General features: G+C 46.9%; 19 protein-coding genes and 1 other annotated feature. Of the genes, 4 read left to right on the forward strand and 15 right to left on the reverse strand.

Translation table 11 applies throughout. From position 1 onward, the window contains the following. Nucleotides 1–247 precede the first annotated feature (247 nt). The 10 genes from ACTRXH_RS06725 to ACTRXH_RS06770 form a co-directional block, all read right to left on the reverse strand. Nucleotides 248–463 (reverse strand): glutaredoxin domain-containing protein, encoded by a 216-nt coding sequence (locus tag ACTRXH_RS06725; RefSeq protein WP_474279094.1) that lies wholly within the window; start codon nucleotides 461–463, stop codon nucleotides 248–250. A 115-nt stretch (nucleotides 464–578) separates the two neighbouring features. After that, nucleotides 579–1,244 (reverse strand): haloacid dehalogenase type II, encoded by a 666-nt coding sequence (locus ACTRXH_RS06730; RefSeq protein ID WP_474279092.1) that lies wholly within the window; start codon nucleotides 1,242–1,244, stop codon nucleotides 579–581. Between the two features lie 65 nt (nucleotides 1,245–1,309). Beyond that, nucleotides 1,310–2,083, reverse strand: a complete 774-nt coding sequence (locus ACTRXH_RS06735; RefSeq protein WP_474279090.1) for an SDR family NAD(P)-dependent oxidoreductase — start codon at nucleotides 2,081–2,083, stop codon at nucleotides 1,310–1,312. Between the two features lie 118 nt (nucleotides 2,084–2,201). Next, on the reverse strand, nucleotides 2,202–3,314 hold the full coding sequence (locus ACTRXH_RS06740; protein ID WP_474279088.1) for an oxidoreductase: 1,113 nt from the start codon (nucleotides 3,312–3,314) through the stop codon (nucleotides 2,202–2,204). A 133-nt stretch (nucleotides 3,315–3,447) separates the two neighbouring features. Further along, nucleotides 3,448–3,762 carry a thioredoxin gene (trxA, locus tag ACTRXH_RS06745; protein ID WP_474281289.1) on the reverse strand — a complete coding sequence of 105 codons (315 nt, stop codon included), beginning with the start codon at nucleotides 3,760–3,762 and terminating at the stop codon, nucleotides 3,448–3,450. 92 nt (nucleotides 3,763–3,854) lie between these two features. Beyond that, the gene (locus ACTRXH_RS06750) at nucleotides 3,855–4,283 is read right to left on the reverse strand and encodes an OsmC family protein (protein ID WP_474279084.1); all 429 of its coding nucleotides are present in this window, start codon (nucleotides 4,281–4,283) and stop codon (nucleotides 3,855–3,857) included. 463 nt (nucleotides 4,284–4,746) lie between these two features. After that, nucleotides 4,747–5,073: a DUF3243 family protein gene (locus ACTRXH_RS06755; protein ID WP_474279082.1), complete on the reverse strand. Its 327-nt coding sequence runs from the start codon at nucleotides 5,071–5,073 to the stop codon at nucleotides 4,747–4,749. Between the two features lie 499 nt (nucleotides 5,074–5,572). Continuing rightward, a complete protein-coding gene (locus ACTRXH_RS06760; protein ID WP_474279080.1) occupies nucleotides 5,573–6,502 on the reverse strand; it encodes an LCP family glycopolymer transferase in 930 nt (309 codons plus the stop codon). A gap of 22 nt (nucleotides 6,503–6,524) precedes the next feature. After that, on the reverse strand, nucleotides 6,525–7,898 hold the full coding sequence (locus ACTRXH_RS06765) for a glycosyltransferase family 2 protein (RefSeq protein ID WP_474279078.1): 1,374 nt from the start codon (nucleotides 7,896–7,898) through the stop codon (nucleotides 6,525–6,527). 361 nt (nucleotides 7,899–8,259) lie between these two features. Continuing rightward, nucleotides 8,260–8,568, reverse strand: coding sequence for a thioredoxin family protein (locus ACTRXH_RS06770; RefSeq protein WP_474279076.1), 309 nt, complete (start codon nucleotides 8,566–8,568; stop codon nucleotides 8,260–8,262). A gap of 226 nt (nucleotides 8,569–8,794) precedes the next feature. Between ACTRXH_RS06770 and ACTRXH_RS06775 the strand changes: the two genes are divergently transcribed. The 3 genes from ACTRXH_RS06775 (at nucleotide 8,795) to ACTRXH_RS06785 (ending at nucleotide 10,642) form a co-directional block, all read left to right on the forward strand. Continuing rightward, the gene (locus ACTRXH_RS06775; protein WP_474279074.1) at nucleotides 8,795–9,055 is read left to right on the forward strand and encodes a GlsB/YeaQ/YmgE family stress response membrane protein; all 261 of its coding nucleotides are present in this window, start codon (nucleotides 8,795–8,797) and stop codon (nucleotides 9,053–9,055) included. A 492-nt stretch (nucleotides 9,056–9,547) separates the two neighbouring features. Then, complete coding sequence (locus ACTRXH_RS06780) at nucleotides 9,548–10,468, forward strand: STAS domain-containing protein (RefSeq protein ID WP_474279072.1); 921 nt, start codon at nucleotides 9,548–9,550, stop codon at nucleotides 10,466–10,468. 6 nt (nucleotides 10,469–10,474) lie between these two features. After that, complete coding sequence (locus ACTRXH_RS06785) at nucleotides 10,475–10,642, forward strand: hypothetical protein (protein ID WP_474279071.1); 168 nt, start codon at nucleotides 10,475–10,477, stop codon at nucleotides 10,640–10,642. Here ACTRXH_RS06785 and ACTRXH_RS06790 read toward each other — a convergent pair. From ACTRXH_RS06790 to ACTRXH_RS06810, 5 genes are all read right to left on the reverse strand, one after another. Continuing rightward, nucleotides 10,636–10,851, reverse strand: a complete 216-nt coding sequence (locus ACTRXH_RS06790; RefSeq protein ID WP_474279069.1) for a hypothetical protein — start codon at nucleotides 10,849–10,851, stop codon at nucleotides 10,636–10,638. The genes ACTRXH_RS06785 and ACTRXH_RS06790 overlap by 7 nt on opposite strands. Before the next feature lie 52 nt (nucleotides 10,852–10,903). Next, the gene (locus ACTRXH_RS06795; RefSeq protein ID WP_474279067.1) at nucleotides 10,904–11,035 is read right to left on the reverse strand and encodes an EexN family lipoprotein; all 132 of its coding nucleotides are present in this window, start codon (nucleotides 11,033–11,035) and stop codon (nucleotides 10,904–10,906) included. Nucleotides 11,036–11,447: 412 nt separating this feature from the next. Beyond that, nucleotides 11,448–11,726 carry a hypothetical protein gene (locus ACTRXH_RS06800; RefSeq protein WP_474279065.1) on the reverse strand — a complete coding sequence of 93 codons (279 nt, stop codon included), beginning with the start codon at nucleotides 11,724–11,726 and terminating at the stop codon, nucleotides 11,448–11,450. A 773-nt stretch (nucleotides 11,727–12,499) separates the two neighbouring features. After that, nucleotides 12,500–13,153, reverse strand: a complete 654-nt coding sequence (locus ACTRXH_RS06805) for a hypothetical protein (RefSeq protein ID WP_474279061.1) — start codon at nucleotides 13,151–13,153, stop codon at nucleotides 12,500–12,502. A gap of 466 nt (nucleotides 13,154–13,619) precedes the next feature. Beyond that, nucleotides 13,620–14,873 carry an MFS transporter gene (locus ACTRXH_RS06810; protein WP_474279059.1) on the reverse strand — a complete coding sequence of 418 codons (1,254 nt, stop codon included), beginning with the start codon at nucleotides 14,871–14,873 and terminating at the stop codon, nucleotides 13,620–13,622. A gap of 212 nt (nucleotides 14,874–15,085) precedes the next feature. Beyond that, nucleotides 15,086–15,294: a binding site (T-box leader), on the forward strand. Nucleotides 15,295–15,340: 46 nt separating this feature from the next. On the opposite strand from ACTRXH_RS06810, the gene argS reads away from it, so the two are divergent. Further along, nucleotides 15,341–17,029 carry an arginine--tRNA ligase gene (gene argS, locus ACTRXH_RS06815; protein ID WP_474279096.1) on the forward strand — a complete coding sequence of 563 codons (1,689 nt, stop codon included), beginning with the start codon at nucleotides 15,341–15,343 and terminating at the stop codon, nucleotides 17,027–17,029. Nucleotides 17,030–17,164: the final 135 nt, after the last annotated feature.

Genomic DNA, 17,164 nt, shown 5'->3' on the forward strand with positions numbered 1-17,164 from the left:
CACCAGCCAAAAAAGAACGTGGATCGAACGATCCACGAACAAACATGACGCTTTTATTTTGTTTCTCAACAATCTGAGAGGGGGATTGAGATATCTCAATCCCCCTCTCTGTTTTTTATATTTATGATGTTTCGAATGGGCGCTGCTGGACGCCCCTATGCGAAACACTTCCCTTGGTTACTGCTCGTAGAGATAAACACTTACAATAAAAGCGAAAATAGGAAAGAAAGAGATAGAAAGGTCAGGTTTAGCTGAAACCAGACAACGCAGAGGAAAGGTGGAGCTGTTTCTGATGGCAGAGAAGTACTGGGACCTTCACTTCTCCGATGAAGGCAAGTAATTCATCCACGGCCTGATCGTCGGTCAAAAGGTTTTTTTCCTCGAAAACAATACGGTGATTTTCCAGTTCTTCTCTCCAATGCTGGCAATCCAGGCAGCCGTCAATGGTATAAAGCGTCATCATTACTTTCTCCTTTCCTCTCACAATATAGGCCGGTAATTCAGATATCCGTAAGGTGCTTTACATGAGGATAACGCCACCTATTCACGGAGAAGGAGCGGCGTTTTTTCCTGAAAAATCAGCTTCTAATCAATGGCCTGAGTGTGGTGTAATGGTCATCCGGAGGCAGTTGCAGTTCTTCAACCGGTTGGCCGCTGCGGTTGATCCATGCAGTGGTGAAGCCGAACGCTTTGGCACCACTGATGTCCCAGCCGTTGCTGGATAGAAACGTTACTTGATCCCGGGGAACGCGCACGGTGTCTAATATGAGCTGATACGCCGCCGGCGAGGGCTTGAATTGCTTAATGTCGTCCACACTGAGGACGTGATCGAGATAGTCGTTTAAGCCCGCCTGTTCCAGCAGAGGCTCCAGCATGTCCCTCGACCCATTGCTGAAGACGATCAGCGTGGTTGATTGTTCTTTTAACGTTTGCAGCACGTGCAGACTTTCTTCATAAAGGGACAGATGTCTGTAAGCTTTCATGAAGGTCTGCTCGATCTCTGCCGACCAGTTAAGGTCATGGGCGGCCAATGAGAAGCGCAGGGCGTCCCGTGTGACAGAGGAAAAAGGGACGTATTTCCCCATCGCCTGACGCAGGAAGGAGTACTGGATTTGTTTTTGTCTCCAAAGCTGGCCGATGCTTTCTCCCTGTCCGGGGAAATGCTCCTCGCAGGTGGCATCGATCGATTGAACATTAAACAGGGTGCCATAGACATCAAAGGCAAAAATGGCGTTCGCAGCCATTAAAAAGCTCCTTTCGTGGTATCGGTTAGAGAAGCGACTATGGTTATGGCTGAAGAAGCCTCGTGTTACAGACCAAAAGAGGTCATGCCACCATCAATATAGATGTTTTGGCCGTTCACATAGCTCGACCCGGGAGCCGCGAGGTACAATACGGACGTTTTTAATTCATCAAGTCGACCGGTCCGTTGGATCGGGGTGCGCTGCTCGACAGAATGGCGGAAATCGTCATCTTCCAGAGATTCAGCATTAAAATCCGTTTTAAAGAACCACGGGCTGATGGCGTTCACCGTAATGCCGTACGGGGCAAGTTCACCGGATAATTGTTTGGTCAAGTGAATCAGTCCGGCCTTGCTTGGTCCATAGACCGAACTGAAGAACAAACTCACGCCGCCGGCAACGGAAGCCGTATTTATAATGCGGCCGTAATGGGCTTTTTTCATGTGAGGGACAACGGCCTGCGTCAGGAGAAACGCCGATGTCAGGTTCGTTTGGAACACGTGCTCCCAGTCTTCTTCGCTGATATCTTCGATCTTCCCATAAGCGGCGGTGCCGGCATTATTAACCAACACGTCGATTCGCCCGTATTGTTCTATGATGCGTAAGACGGTATTCGAAACTTGTTCCTTGTCCGTGACGTCGCAGACGAGGGGTGTCACTTCTGCGTGGGTCTCGCTTTTGATGTTGTCAGCGGCTTCGTCAATTTTGCTTTGGGTACGGCCGAGAATAATCACGTGGGCTTCCGCACCCGCGAGCGTTTCGGCCATGGTTTTTCCTATACCGCTGCCACCGCCGGTGACGACGGCTACTTGCTGAGAAAGAGAAAATAAGTTTGTAGACATGTTATCCATCCTTTCGTTGGCTATTCGTCAAAAAATAATCACATAGAAACCAGGTGAAACAGGGGCACCTTATGCAGGCACCCTGTTTACTTCCATCCTCATCCTCTTTTTTAGAAATTTATTCTGTTTCGCTCAAGGGCAGTTGCAGTTCATGATTTTTAATTTCCGCCTGGGGAAGCAGGGTGTTCGCAAAATCAAAGGAAGCCAAAGGGGCGCCGTTGGCTACTTTGTGAGGTAGATCGGGGTTAGCCAAGGCGCTTGTGCCTAAAGCAATAACGTCGGCGTCTCCGTCAGCAATGAACGTATGGGCTTGGTCTACGTCTCCCAGGCCGCCGTTCGCAATGACCGGCAGAGCACTAAAGGTTTTGGCAGCCTGCGCAAGCGTCCGGGTCCCTTCCCCGAAGGCGGATTGGGTGGCATCGCTGTCGGTGACATGAATGTAATCCAAGGAAGAAGCTCCGAGTTGTTCGAAAACGACCTGCGCATCGTTCTCCCCTCCGGACCACTGATAAGACGAATCCGAGACCTTGATTTGGGAGATACGGATCCCAACCATGAAGTCCTCTCCGACGGCTTGTCGCACTGCTTGGATAATAGCGAGAGGAAAACGCAGACGGTTCTCGAGCGATCCGCCAAAGGCATCCTGGCGATGATTCATGTATTCGGTTAAAAATTCATCGAGCAAATAGCCATTAGCGCCGTGAATCTCGACGCCGTCAAAACCAGCCTGTTTAGCGCGTAAGGCACTGGCCACAAAGGCCTCCTGCACCTGGTCCATGCCTTTATCCGTCAACGCGCGGGAGGGGGGGAACGGTCCTTTTCCTCCATAAAACTCCAGCTGTTCGCCTTTGGGAGCCATCCCGGAAGGAGAAATACGCTCATCGGTGTACGGATTCCCCTGGCTTTGGCCGCCGGCATGCATCAGTTGGGCAATAAAGACGGCGTCATGGGTCTGTACCGCCTGAACGATAGGTTTCCAGGCTTGAACGTGCTGATCGTTGGCGAGGCCGGGCTGATGGTAATACCCCTGGCTATAATGTTCGTCCGTATAGATCCCTTCGGTAATAATGCCGCCGAACCCTCCGCGAGCAAAGCGTTCATAATAGCGCTGCATCGTTTCCGTCGCCCGGCCATCCGATTGCGCGCTGATGCGTGTCATCGGGGCGACCATGAACCGATTGTGTAATGTTCTATTTTTTAATGATGTCTGGGTGAATAATGATGGTGTCAACATATGACCTCCTATAAATTGGTGATGAAACGAAAGCTTCCTTCTGTTGGGAGACGCTCGAAGGAAACAAACACCCCCGTACGTTTGTCGATGGACGAAACGAGCGGAGGCCTGTCGTTGGTCAGGTTTTCATTTAGGTGTATTTATGAATGTAATTCATTAATTGGTCTTTGGGTTGAAAGCCGACAATCTGTTCGACGACTTCCCCGTTTTTAAACAAGAGCATCGTGGGAATACTCATCACGCCGTACTTCCCGGCCGTCGCCTGATTTTCATCGACATTGAGTTTCGCAATGGTTACTTGATCTCCCATTTCTTCATTGATCTCCTCCAACACGGGAGCAATCATTTTGCAGGGGCCACACCAGGGAGCCCAAAAATCGGTTAATACGATGCCTTCGGACGTTTCCTGGTGAAAGTTATCATCAGTCACATGAACAATAGCCATGATCAATCTCTCCTTTGTCAAAAGTGAGGCATGGAAGCCCGAGGCACGGGTATCTCCATCTCCTTCTATTCGTTGGTTTGGATGCGGTTGATTTATGCTTTGGTCCAGGTGGCCTGCATTTCAACATCGGCAGCGACCATGGTCGTGAAGACCGGGCAACGGGCATCCACTGTCTGTTGAAGTTCGTGGACACGCTCCTCGGATTCGCTGGTGTGGACTTTGGCATTTACCGTAATGGTCTGGAAGTACGGGCGGGCATCGCCTTTGCCCATCATGCCGTTCGGGTCGAGTTCGCCTTTGACCTCAAACTCAATGCCCTGAAGGTCAAAGTCGATTTCTTTCGCCACAAAGTTGGCAATCGCATTTTCACAGCCGGCTAACGAGGCGAGCAATGTGCCGAGGGGATTAGCACCTTCGTCGGTACCTCCCATGTTCGCGGGTTCATCAATCACAATTTTGTGATCTCCAGATGTGCTTTCGGTATTCATGCCTTTGGATACGGCGCTAATGTGTTCGATCATAATAGAACTCCTCCTGTATGGTACATTTTCTGTTCCTTGATGATGCTGCTCATGCTATTACCTTGGCCCAACGTCTTGAAACGGGGGGTGTAAGATAGATTACATCGGCAATCGGGAAGGAATAAAAGTAGTTGACGAAGAAATCATTTGTCTGTTCCGCCGTTTTGCTACCTTGGATCATGAATCGATCTGGTCTTTCCGTTAAGCCCCATGGTTAGAGGTTGAAAAGGAGGCACGACACGGAGCGGAATCATTCATCTTCATTATCTTGTTCGTTTTCCTTGTTCATGACTACTGTTTTATTATAGAAAAGGAAGAAGGGAACGGCTGTAAGATGTATTACTTCTCTTGCCGGATTCCGGCAGAAGAAAGGGAGAGCTATTCATATGGTAACCAAGGATAAAACCGAAACCGAAAACATAAAAAAGCAAATGCCCGCAGGCACTTGCTTCATGGACCAATGCTATTTTTCATCGTTGGTTTGCTGGGCCAGCCGAACGAGTAATCGCGCAAACGTGTCTTTTTCCTCGTCGTTTTCAGTTTCCTTCCATAGCTCATGCAATACTTTTTCTTCCCTATTCCGGGGCTCTTCGTGTTTATTTAAATAATCCGAGACGCGCTTTGCGCCCTGGGCGAGGCTTTTTTCGCTAAGATTTAATTTTTCGCCCTTTCGAACCTGATCCCCTAAATAATCCTTAAACGTAGCGAAATGCTCTAAAATCTCGTCCTTGTCTTCCTGGTCCATCGCCTGAATTTCCTGGTCGGCTTTTTTCGGGTCTTCGCTGCTCATCTGGAAGCCTCCTTTAAGATGGGATGTAAAGTCTTTTCCTTTTGCCAACTCGTCGCAAACGTCTTTCTCGTTGTGGTGTCTTCGTGTTTAGGTTCCGTAATGGTCGGATTCAGTTTTTTGTCCGCACGAAGGTTGGTTTTTTAATTTGTACGTTAAGAAATACAATATAGCAGTACTGCCACACGCGTGAAGAATCTAGAAGATAACGATATACTTTAAGTATTAGTAAGGCTACAGGTGAAAATATTGCCCGCTGAGATCAAATCAGTTCCCAGGGGGCAATAAATTATTTAAACTCTTGATCCCGTGAAGTGCCTGCCACAGTTTTAGCTGAGGGATGGCTTTGACGATATGGTGGGAAGCAGGAGGCCCCCCCACACCACGTCCATATAAACATAGTTCTCTGTGCGTAGAAAATAGACCTTGGGATCTGGAGGGAATAAAAGGCGTTATACGGGAAAGTGACTGGAGAACGCACGTCCAAATGGTCGAAAAAACGTTAGGCGCTATCGCCGGAATGTTCGATTTCTAGATGCCGGTTCAGTTGGTCGGACAACTCCTGCACCTGTTCAGCATCCGGCATGTAGTAATACGTGTCGTCCTTTTCGCCGTCTTCCCCCTCGATTTCATGCTGCTTCACCTCGTCCAGGGCAGGCTGGTAGTTCGATTGAACCGTCCAAACATCTTTTAGTTGGAAATTGGTGCGCACGTGGTCTTCCACGACGGTAAGAATGCTTTTAATTTTCGGGACAGAAGAAATGTCCGTGCCTTTATCCATCATCCCAAGAAGAAGGTCGCGCTGCCGTTCCTGGCGTCCCAGGTCTCCGCGGGGGTCGTCTTTGCGCATGCGTGCATACTTCAGGGCTTCGTCGCCGTTTAATTCCTGGGAGCCTTCGGCGAAATGGGTGCCTTTATACGTGAAGGCGAATGAGTTATCGATCCGGACACCATCCATGGTGTTAACCATGTCTTCAAAGCCGGTCATGTCCGCCTGAAAAAAGTAATCGACAGGCACGTCCAACAACTGCTCGACGGTGCGGATTGTTTCATCCTTCCCGCCAAATGCATAGGCGTGGTTGATTTTATCCTTTTCCCCTTCGCCTGCGATGGTCGTGTAGGTGTCCCGCGGAATGCTTACCATCTGGGTGGAGTTCGTGTCCGGATTGACCGTCAAAAGCACGAGCGCATCTGTGCGCTGGTTGGGGTCATCCGCGCCCCCGGATTCGTCTACGCCCATCAATAAGACGGAAAAGGGATCTCCCTCGTCCAAATTAATCGTGTCGAGGCGGTTGTCGGATTCCGCCCGGTCTACGTCTTCCTGGATGGCCGTAAAAGTGGTGGCAACCAGATTCCAGCCGTAGCTGCCGGCGACAACCAGCATAACGCCAAGGCTGGTGCCGATGATTAATACGATTTTTTTCCATTTCATGTTTCGGGCTGCCCCCTTGCATTTAAGATTTCTTTTTGGCTTCCGGCGGAGCTGCCTTCAGGTCGTAGTAATTTCCCGTGCGGGAGACTTTTTTCCAGTCTTTGTTGAAAAAATAAGCAATGCTTCCGTACATGACAAAGTACATCGTAATAAACCGGTGCACGAAGACGTCAAAGACAATGGTCGTAAGCAGACGGAGGCGGTCGCCTTGGCTAAACGTAAACCCGTAGTGGTTCACCTGGCGGAGGGCCAGCATATTATAGATGAAATTAAACACGAATATGTAGCTCATATAGACGACGATAAAGCCCACAAAGACAAACGCCATGTTCAGGAAGGCGTTGGCGACAAAGAAGCCGGCGGTCACGTAAGCAGCCAAAATGCCAACGATTAGAGATTCGATGATATAGAAAAAGGAAACCGCCTTTGTAACGAGCGTCCGGGTAAAAAACGAACGAAAGTGCACGAGGCAGTCCATGTAGGACTTCTGCCACCGGATCCGCTGTTTAAACAGGTCTTTCCATGTTTCGGGGAGCTCGGTATAGCTGATCGCTTCGGTCAGCAGTAACACCTTTTTGTTTTTCTGCCGTCCAATATAGCGGTGGATTTTCAGGGTAATATCGATATCCTCTCCGACGGAGGATCGGTACCCGCCAACATCAAGCAGGGCATCCTTGCGAAAAATACCAAAAGCGCCTGAAATGATTGCGAGCGCCTGAAAACGGGCCAGCGACAGCTTGGTGACGTAGAAGGCCTTCAGAAAATCGAGCATTTGGACACGGAGCAGCATGCTGGTGCCCGCGAGGGTGAGCTTCCGCAATGGCGAGGCGGTTTTGGTCTGCAGGACATGCACCATGCCGCCGGCGGCCACCACATCCGAATCGGAAAATTTGTTGTTGATGACGGGCAGTGCCTCCGGGGTGAGAACCGTATCAGCATCCAGCGTCACCACCACCTCTTCGGCGGCGTATTCAATACCGGCGTTCAGGGCGTCCGCTTTCCCGCCGTTCCTTTTTTGAATGACGTAGATGTTCGGATGCAGCGACGAGCGGTAAACCCCTTCCACGGGCTGATGGGGGAGAGAGCCAAGGGCTTGTTTCTCCCAAAGGTGCAGGTCCAGCTCCTCGTTCAACAGCATAAAAGTATCGTCCCGCGAGCCGTCATCGATGTAGAGAACTTCGGCTTGTTCTGCATCCAACGCCTTCATGCTCTGCATAGAGGTACGGATAATGCCGGCCTCATTGTAGGATGGAATAATAATGCTGATGCCTGTCCGGCCGCCGGTGACCACCGGCTGTCGTTCGTCCGTTTCCCGGAACCAGGGGAGGCAGTGGAACAGGTGGAGCACTGGAAAAAATAAACATAAGCAAAAAAAGATGATAAAAAATAATTGCAAATCGATGAACCTCCTTCGTTTCTTATTATACGGGGATGGACTGGGGAATGGGGAAGCGGAAGTGTCCCCAGGGGGAAACCGCTGCTTGTAAAATAAAGAAAAAAGGGACTTTGCCGAAACGGAAAATAACTACCCAAATCCCTGTGGTTGAAGGATTTTGAAAGGTTTTTATCATCATCCGCAAAACCAAAAAGGAAAAAAGTAGGAGGAGATCCCTTGGAGAAAATTAAGCCTATAATGTAGAAACCTGTCGGCCGAACGAAGGCAATAGACCAATGTTAGCCTCCACATTTACGGAACAAAGAGAGGGAACGGGGTAAGAAGCGAACGTTTGGGTTTCCTTCATACATCCCAATTGTCATTACATATGAGGTTTTAAGAGATGGATAATTTCCGGCGAAGAATGAAGCCCTTCCAGGCGTTCGAGGATATGCCCCTGGCGTAAGATCAGCAGGGTAGGCAGGACTGTCACCTCGAATTCCTCAGCAAGAGAAGGGGAGTCCTGGATATTTACCGGGAGAATCGCGACCTGGTCCTCCATTTTTCGTTGCACGTTATCTAAAATGTACGGCAACCGGTGGCACGGCGTACACCACGGGGCCCAGAAGGAAGCTACTATGACCAAAGTTTCGGAGGTGCTTATATCATGCTGGCGCTCTTCCTCGTTCATAATATAAAGCCCCCTGAAATAAGAATATCGTACGCATAATATCATAGAGGAAATTCAATACAAATAAAAATAAAAATGGAAAAAGAGAACATTTACAAGATATTATTGATAGAAATGAATATACATTAACAGAAAAATATGGAAGAAGGTTTGATCTTTACATCAGCAGGAAATGGAAAAAGAGAGTGTTAATAGATAAAAATTAACATTGATGGGAGGTGACAGTGTGTTATCGTTTATTTGGAGTTTAATCATTGGTGGATTGATTGGTTGGGCTGCAGGGGCTATTACCGGTCGAGGCGTCCCTTTTGGTATTATTGGTAATATTATCGCCGGATTTATCGGTGCCAGTTTGGGCACGGCGCTTCTCGGCAGCTGGGGGCCAGCGATCGGTGGTTTTGCTATTATTCCCGCCTTGATCGGGGCGATTATCCTCGTCTTAATTGTAAGCATGATTTTTAATGCGGTGAGAAAGAAAAAGAAATAGCCTCGAGGTCTCGAGTTAAGTTAGCTGAGAGGGAAGCTATCGAATACCAAAGTAGCTTTCCTCTTTGGTGTATTATACGTTACATATTTTATCAAACGTGGTGGTTAGTGATGGCGCGTAGTCGAGTTCCCGCCTGTTCTCCGGTAGCCTCAGGCAGTTAAAAAGGGGAGAAGCACTGTCTTCTCGACATTGATATTCTAGAGGTGCCGATTCGTGACATTTTGTGGACTGGAACTTCGAAAACGACAAAAGCATGATTTTTCTCGTCTCCGACCCTGTCTAGGCACAGGGAAGAACTAACGGTGAAACCTATCTTGTCTTTTTCAAATGAAAAAGACGTTTGAGGGAAGATGAAGCAGGGAACAAAGAAAAGAATAATGTTTTTTGGTGACAATTAAAGGACAAAGAGCCTGTTAATAAACCGAATGAAGCTGGGAGGCTTTGTTCGGTTTATTTTTATGGACCAAAAAACAATCATGGAGGGACTTAGCGATGCGCTACACGTTCGAGGCATCCATGACGCTTGAGGCGTTTGTGGAGGCCAATACGCACCATTTTGAAGAAATTTTACTTGAGGAAGCGGCAGCGATCCGCGAAGATATCCGGGATATTTTGCAGTATGGTCACATCGATCTGGTGACGAATGCCCGGCAGATCGTGGCCTATGCGATCCATGATCAAGCAGAGGAGCTGCAAGCCTTTGCCCGCCAGGAAGGCCGGATGTGGGCCAACGCCTCGATCGACCTGTCATTTAAATTAACATGGATCCACGCCCTGCGACGGACGACGTGGATCGTCATCGAAGCGTATCAACGCTTGAGCGGGGTGGTCGACCCCTCCCAATTTTTTCACTGGGAGCGGGACGTGAACAATCAGATCGACGCCTTTTTACATACCTTTTTACAAAGTTATAACGCCTATAAACAGGCGGCCCTGGAGGAACAGGAAGCCCTGGTGGAGGATCTTTCGGCCCCGCTCATTCCGATCCACCCCACGATTGGGGTGTTGCCGCTGGTGGGGGCCATGAACGAGCATCGCATGGCGTTTATTAAAGAGAAAGTTCTCACCGAGGTGGGCAGGCAGAAACTCCGGACGGTCATGATCGATCTTTCCGGTGTGGCGCATATGGAATCCCAGGTGATCACCATCTTTCAGGAAGTGCTGGACGGGGTGAGGCTGATGGGGGGCGATCCCGTGATCACCGGCATGAGCCCCGATATGGCGCTGGAGGTGACGGATGCTGGATGGCCGTCGTCGGTGCAGACGTTTGGATCGCTGCGACAGGCGCTGCAAAGCTGTCTGGGGACGGCGGCTATAGAACAAGCCGGCCAGGAGGAAAGCTCCCGTGCTTTTCAACTGCCGGGAGTCATACCAGGGCCGCGGGGAAAAGACGTCGCTCCGAGGAAGGGGTGACGAGAGATGGTAGTGTTTCTGCAGGACGATAACATCCGCCGCGCGCTTCAGCGCCTCTTCGAGTTTCCATTTCATAGCGGATGCCTCCTGGGTGGTCATGTGAAAATAGTTATTGCATGGAAGATTATTGATGATTCTATGGGAAAATCTTTCTTTCCTGAAGCTGATTATTGAGTTCGCGGCCCTTTCAGTTCACAGCATATAATAGCATCTGCGCGAAGGAGCAACGAGTCTCCTAGGGCCAAGACTTCCTGGGAGGTCCCCTTGGCCGCTGTGCTCATCGCCCGCTGAACATCAAAATACGCATCGATGGCTGCCTCTTCCTCTGCTACTTTATGCGAAACCTGGTGGCCATTCGTTAAGGTTAACACGAGCTTAAACATTGGCTCTCTCCTTTGAAGGTATTAGAAATAGATGATGAAAACACCCCATGTATTATTCGTCTTCGTTATTAGGAAACTCTTCAGGCATCCCATCCGATTTCTCGTCATCCCCACAGGCGGTCAGGGCACTGGAAGATACCAGCATGACAAGTGTTACGATAAAAATATTGAACCAACGACTCATGTCTTCGCTCTCCTTTTGGGTAAACCATGTAAGATGGCTCTGAAATTTGAAGATTTATCTCCATAGGCCATACCCGATAGCGGCATAAATATAACAATAAGCCCTTCCCGATAAAACAGGAAAAACACTCCGGGGCACGCGATGGAAGAGGTTTAGGCCAAAATCATTCGTTAGCTATAAGGAAGTTTTAAATATTTGTAAAGATTGTTTCTTTGACGTGTTCAACGAGACAAATAAGTGGTATCTTGAGGATGGGAGCGATCTCCCAATCGCCATCTCCCTTAACATGTGATACCCACCTTGAAAGCCAGCCGATTGAGCTGGCTTTCTTTCAGTGATATTAAAAATTTCATGCACCGTAATTAATTTATACAAAATTTTATTTCATTTTTAAGTGCATGCTTTTAATGTGTTAAGAATATTCGATTTCCTCCCATATTTGCACCAACCGTGGCAGGGGAAGGGCTTTGAGAACCACATGAGCTTGACGCCCCCGGGGATAGTGATCATCGATAGCTTCGATATGCACCAAGTTTTCTTCGCGAAGAAAATAAAACACGTCCTGTAATTGTTGTTCCTGTTTCGCACTTAAATATAATAAAGCCGGATGGCCCTTTATTAAGAGAGTGGAAACGTCTTCTTCCGCGTGCTTATTTAGGCGATGAAACGCTTCTTCTATTTTCCATTTCATGATGGATTCCTCCTTGAATGGTTTTTGCTATTCGTTCGAAACTACTAAGTCTAATGAGTGCTCATGAAAATGCACACCCTAGAGTGCCTCCAAACATTTTTCTTTTAAGGCCACTTCTCCCCGATATTTGTGGTTCTTCTTCTACAATAAAGGCATGAGATGAGCATTTCTTTATAAGAAAATGAGAAATGAATGAGAAGGACATGTAATATTAAAGGAAAACAGGCATTTCTCTAGGCAGTTTACCTTTATAACAAGGAATAGATCGAACAACATCCATCATAGTCCTTTTCAAATAATTGGCTGCTATTATGGAAAAAGAAATATGGTCAGCTATTCATGGAGGTGTTCGATGACCAGTGCAAAATACGTTCTTTATATGTATGGCATCGTTTTATTTATTTCATGGAATTTGATGCTTTTATTAGATCAGATGCACTATACGATAGAAGACAAGAACAAAGGGGTCCTATTTATCTGTACGGTAACACCGCTCCTATTTCTTCTTGTTCATGTCTATCACAAGCATCGAGCGGCAAAAATGATCGTAGTATGGGTGTTAGGCGGATTATTCCTCATCAATACGATATGTTTTTTTGTCGTTCCATAAAAACATAATAAAAAAATGATCTTCTCTAACGTATTAGGAGAGATTATTTTTTTATTATCAAGAATGCCTCCCAAAAAGTACACATTAAGAGTCAAAAAGATAGAGTATATACAATTGTTTCGCAGAGGTACCCGTTTGATGGAAGAAATCATGAATAATAAATTTAATTAGAAATGAAGGCTAAAAATTCTTTGCCGAATTCAGAAGTGCCTGACTGCCATAGTCCTTGTTCAGACATAGTCGTATGAAGCGATTCGTGAAAAATCAATCCATTGTTGTATAAATCAATGACTATTCGATCGTAAAACCCACGTTCAGAATCTAGTTCTGGGAAGGCCATGGTCAGTATAGAAGATTTTGCCCCCATTGAAATATTCGGTTTACTCCCCTCTTTAAAATGAATATTTGGGTTATCCAAAAAATAGAGTATCCTCAAATGCCATTCATTAAATTCATCAATATAAGTTAGAAACATTTGCTTTTTATTTTCTCCAATATGAAGCTTAGGTGTATTAGAAAGGGCATTCATTAATTTCACTCTTTTTTCTGACTGATGCGTCTTCAAGGCCACATTATATACTTGCATAGCAATCGTTAAAAACTCTTCACTCTCTGCTAATTGCTGAATATCATGTCCTTCTTCTTCTAATATTTTCAACCTCTCGTCCATATCTGAGAGTACTTGTTCTCTTCTTTTTGTAGCAGGACCTACAAACACTTGGCCAAAAAGTTCTGATAAAAGCCCTCCTGCCACTGGAACTGCACTTAAACTTCCTTTTGCAATCGCATGGCCCACTTCTTTCGTCTTATCTTTCAATTATTGACACTCCTTTTTCCAAATGTGCTTTACCTATATGATTGTAAATTACAAAAAATCATTTTTATTTCATATTGAGATTATCTTTCCTTACTTATTTTTTCATATAATCCAAATCAAGTACATAACAAGGAAACTATTGCCAACTATTCTTTGGATCAAATTTCTATTTATGGAGCGTTGCAAAAGGTAGACCTTTTTAGTCATTGTATATGTCGACCTAAAAAAGCACTATTGCGTACCAAAAGGTCTTGAATTATTTTTAGCACGTTCTAAAAAGAACATGGATGTTTTGGCACGCTATTAAACTACTTTGCCATATTTACTTGATTCGGAGTCGGAATGACCTTCTAATAGGCTTGTCGTAATTCTATAAAACAGCTGAAGTAACGAAGCCGATAATAAAAAGCATAAATAAACAGCAGCGCCCTCTAGAAAGATAGCGCTGCTGTTTATTTATAATGATTTATTGTTTCAGTGTCCTATACGCAGAAAGCTTTTGTTCTTCGGCAGAAACCGATAATATTCTTCGGTGCCGTATATACATCAGACAGCTGATGGCCAAAAGGAGGGAAGCAATGATGAAAACGATGCGCACTCCCGCTGTTTCCGCCAGTCCTCCAACCAATAATGAAGAAAGGCCAAAAAAGCTGGTCAAAATAACGTCTCTGGAAGAAAATACCTTTGCCAGCTGCTTTTCTTCCGTATGGGCTTGAATCAGAGAAATTTGCGTAACTTCCTGAACCTGCGTCGGAATACCGATCAAAAGGGAAATGAGCAGGGCGAAAGCGTTGGAAGCTGGAAACGCGAACCAAAAGGTGAATATCGCAACACAAAACGAGCTGCCGATTAAAAAATACCGGGCTTTAGCCTGAAGAGCTTTTTCAAACCGGAAGCAGAGCATACCGCCAATCATCAGGCCGGCGAAAAACGAAGCATTGATGTAACCCCACCACGACTCATTTTCCTGAAGCACATCGGCAACATACACATACAGTAACGCAGCGATCCAGATGGCTGCTGTTAAAGAAGTGATGCCATCGACAATAAACATGGTGCGCAGCGGACGATGCTTCCATACATACTTCCATCCCGATTGAATGGTTTCTGCCATCGATGAAACCGACGAGGTTTGCAAAGAAGCGTCGCTGCTCTCAATACGAACACCAAGAAGCAGTAAAGGAATTATCATAAAAGTAAGGGAAGTGCCTATAAACACTGCACCTGGTGGAAACAGTACGATGAACAGAGCGCCAACAGGCCACCCGGTTAATTGAATCGTTTGGTCAGAAACGGACATCAGGCTGTTTGCCCAAACCAGAAAGCGCCGAGGGACGATTCTGGGAAGAGAAGCGTTCCGGGCAGGCGTGATCCAACTGTCCAATACGGCAATCAGGCCCACAATGATCAACGCCCAAATTAAAAATGAAGACCCGATAGCTGTTAAAAGAAGCATGGGCAGGGTCATCAACAGCAGCCCTTTACCGATAGATGCCGAAGCTAAAATCGATCTCAGGTTCCCTTTTTCCAGTATCAAAGGAGCGAACAAGCCGCCAAGAAACCGGGAAAACGTATTGATAAAAGGAATAAGAGAAACGAGAAACACGGAAGAAGTGCGTTCGTAAACGACGCTGATGATACTTACAAGATAAAAAATATCGCCGGCACTGGCGATGGACTGATTACTCAACAACAAAAAGAACGAACGTGTGCTGCTCATCATATCACCCACTGTATTTAGTTTTTATATGGGGAAGATGAGCTGCCTACATGAGCTTTCGTCCTTTCGTGAAAATAGTTTTGTTGGATGCTTTAAATATGGTTGTTATTAAAATATCACAATTTATGGAAAAAGCACAGTCTCGAAAACCATTTTTGTAATTTTAAGGTTGATTTTTCTATCTTTTACATATACACTTCTTCATTAATAAATCATATTCGGGGAAGAAGAGAGTAATGATGCGGCCGGTCTGGCAGCGACTCAGGGACGGTGGAAGCCTGGGAAACGGTGCATGATGAAGCGCACTTCGGAGGAACGGTCTGAAACCAAGTAGGAACCGTCGGGTCATTTCGTTATCAATGGGCAAGGAGGTTCTTCGGAACAATCGGAGTGGTACCGCGGGTAAGATCTCGTCTCTATACAGAGGCGGGATTTTTTTATGCTATAAACAGGAGGAAAAGCAGATGATCGAATACGAAAAGCATTATGCCGAAGCCATTACCCCGCACATTCAGCATGTGTTGAATGTCGAGGAGGTCCAGGCGTTGATTGAATATCCAAAATATGAGGGGCAGGGAGATCTGGCGTTCCCTTGCTTTGCGCTGGCCAGGCATTTCCGAACCAATCCTAAGGAAATCGCTGCCGAGTTGGCCGACAGCATCAACAGCCCGTTATTTGAAAACGTGGTGGCAGATGGACCATATGTGAATGGGTTTTTAGATAAAGCAGCTGTCAGTCAGCAACTTCTTCAGCGCATTCAACAAGAAGGAACGAATTACGGGACGCATGCATGGGGGAGAGGGAAGACCATTACGCTGGATTTTTCGTCACCTAATATTGCGAAGCCCTTTTCGATGGGGCATTTACGGTCGACGGTGATCGGTAATGCCATGGCGAACATTGTCCAAAAGTGTGGATACACCCCGGTCAAGATTAACCATGTGGGGGACTGGGGGACCCAGTTCGGAAAATTAATGGTGGCTTATACGCGCTGGGGATCGGAGGAGCAGGTACAGCAGAATACGATTAAAGAACTGCTGGATTTGTATGTACTGTTCCATGAAAAAGCGAAGACTGAGCCGCATTTGGAAGAAGAGGCACGTCAGTGGTTCCGAAAGCTCGAACAGGGGGACGAAGAAGCAGCCCTTCTCTGGCGTTGGTTCCGGTACGAATCCCTGCAGGAATTTTCAAAGATTTATAATCTATTGGGTATAGAGTTTGATACGTACCACGGCGAAGCCTTTTATAACGATCGGATGGAGGGGGTGGCGCAACTGATTCAAGAGAAGGAGCTGCTGGTAAGATCCGAAGGAGCAGAAGTAGTCGATTTGAGCGACCATCAGCTGCCGCCGTGCCTGATTCGAAAATCCGATGGGGCTACGCTATACGCCACACGGGATCTGGCCGCGGCAATCTATCGGCATCAGAAGTACGGGTTCGATCAATCGTACTACATTGTCGGAGACGAGCAACGCCTGCATTTTCAACAGCTGTTTTTGGTTTTGGAAAAGATGGGATACGATTGGGCGAAGGGAATGATCCACATCCCGTTCGGCTTTATACTGCAAAATGGGAAGAAAATGTCGACGAGAAAAGGAAAAGTGATTTTACTGGAAGAAGTGATTCAGGAATCCATTGATCTGGCGCAGCGAAATATTGAGAAGAAAAACCCGGAGCTTGGGCAGAAGGAAGAAACTGCGCGTATAGTCGGTGTTGGAGCGATTATTTTTCATGACTTAAAGCACGAACGGCAAAATAATATCGAATTTCAATTCGAGGATATGCTGCGGTTTGAAGGAACGACAGGGCCGTATGTACAGTACACGCATGCAAGAGCCTTTTCGATTCTAAAGAAGGCCGGTTATCAGCCGTCTTCAGTGGAGCAGGGATTAACGGATGCTCCGAGCTGGAATGTCATCAAAGCGCTGGCAGCTTTTCCGTCGGTTATTGAAAGAAGCTACCATCAGAGTGAGCCTTCGGTCATTGCCAAGTATTTGATTCATTTAAGCCAGAGCTTCAACAAATACTACAATCAGGTACGCATACGGAGGGAGGACGAGGAGCTGCCAGCCAGACTGGCCCTGGTACATGCAATGGCGATTGTGTTGCAGGAGGGGTTGCGTATTCTTGGTGTTCAGGCACCCGAAGAAATGTAGAAGAGATTCAACTAATAATATACCCCGTTAAACCAACGGAGCCATCAACCGCCCGGGGGAGGAAGAAGGAAAGACGTTTTCTTTCTTTTGGCTGCCTCTCCATCAGCGGCAAGTATTAGTGTCGGGGTATAGTGA

This window comes from Marinococcus sp. LNHM5E3-2.1, assembly GCF_056034365.1.

Excerpts from the sequence above, each read along its gene's own strand:
- ACTRXH_RS06810 (WP_474279059.1), bottom strand. The coding sequence starts at position 14,873 with ATGAGCAGCACACGTTCGTTCTTTTTGTTGTTGAGTAATCAGTCCATC.
- ACTRXH_RS06755 (WP_474279082.1), bottom strand. The coding sequence starts at position 5,073 with ATGAGCAGCGAAGACCCGAAAAAAGCCGACCAGGAAATTCAGGCGATG.
- ACTRXH_RS06780 (WP_474279072.1), top strand. The coding sequence starts at position 9,548 with ATGCGCTACACGTTCGAGGCATCCATGACGCTTGAGGCGTTTGTGGAG.
- ACTRXH_RS06770 (WP_474279076.1), bottom strand. The coding sequence starts at position 8,568 with ATGAACGAGGAAGAGCGCCAGCATGATATAAGCACCTCCGAAACTTTG.
- ACTRXH_RS06750 (WP_474279084.1), bottom strand. The coding sequence starts at position 4,283 with ATGATCGAACACATTAGCGCCGTATCCAAAGGCATGAATACCGAAAGC.
- ACTRXH_RS06730 (WP_474279092.1), bottom strand. The coding sequence starts at position 1,244 with ATGGCTGCGAACGCCATTTTTGCCTTTGATGTCTATGGCACCCTGTTT.
- ACTRXH_RS06795 (WP_474279067.1), bottom strand. The coding sequence starts at position 11,035 with ATGAGTCGTTGGTTCAATATTTTTATCGTAACACTTGTCATGCTGGTA.
- ACTRXH_RS06735 (WP_474279090.1), bottom strand. The coding sequence starts at position 2,083 with ATGTCTACAAACTTATTTTCTCTTTCTCAGCAAGTAGCCGTCGTCACC.
- ACTRXH_RS06785 (WP_474279071.1), top strand. The coding sequence starts at position 10,475 with ATGGTAGTGTTTCTGCAGGACGATAACATCCGCCGCGCGCTTCAGCGC.
- trxA (WP_474281289.1), bottom strand. The coding sequence starts at position 3,762 with ATGGCTATTGTTCATGTGACTGATGATAACTTTCACCAGGAAACGTCC.
- ACTRXH_RS06760 (WP_474279080.1), bottom strand. The coding sequence starts at position 6,502 with ATGAAATGGAAAAAAATCGTATTAATCATCGGCACCAGCCTTGGCGTT.
- ACTRXH_RS06800 (WP_474279065.1), bottom strand. The coding sequence starts at position 11,726 with ATGAAATGGAAAATAGAAGAAGCGTTTCATCGCCTAAATAAGCACGCG.
- ACTRXH_RS06790 (WP_474279069.1), bottom strand. The coding sequence starts at position 10,851 with ATGTTTAAGCTCGTGTTAACCTTAACGAATGGCCACCAGGTTTCGCAT.
- ACTRXH_RS06725 (WP_474279094.1), bottom strand. The coding sequence starts at position 463 with ATGATGACGCTTTATACCATTGACGGCTGCCTGGATTGCCAGCATTGG.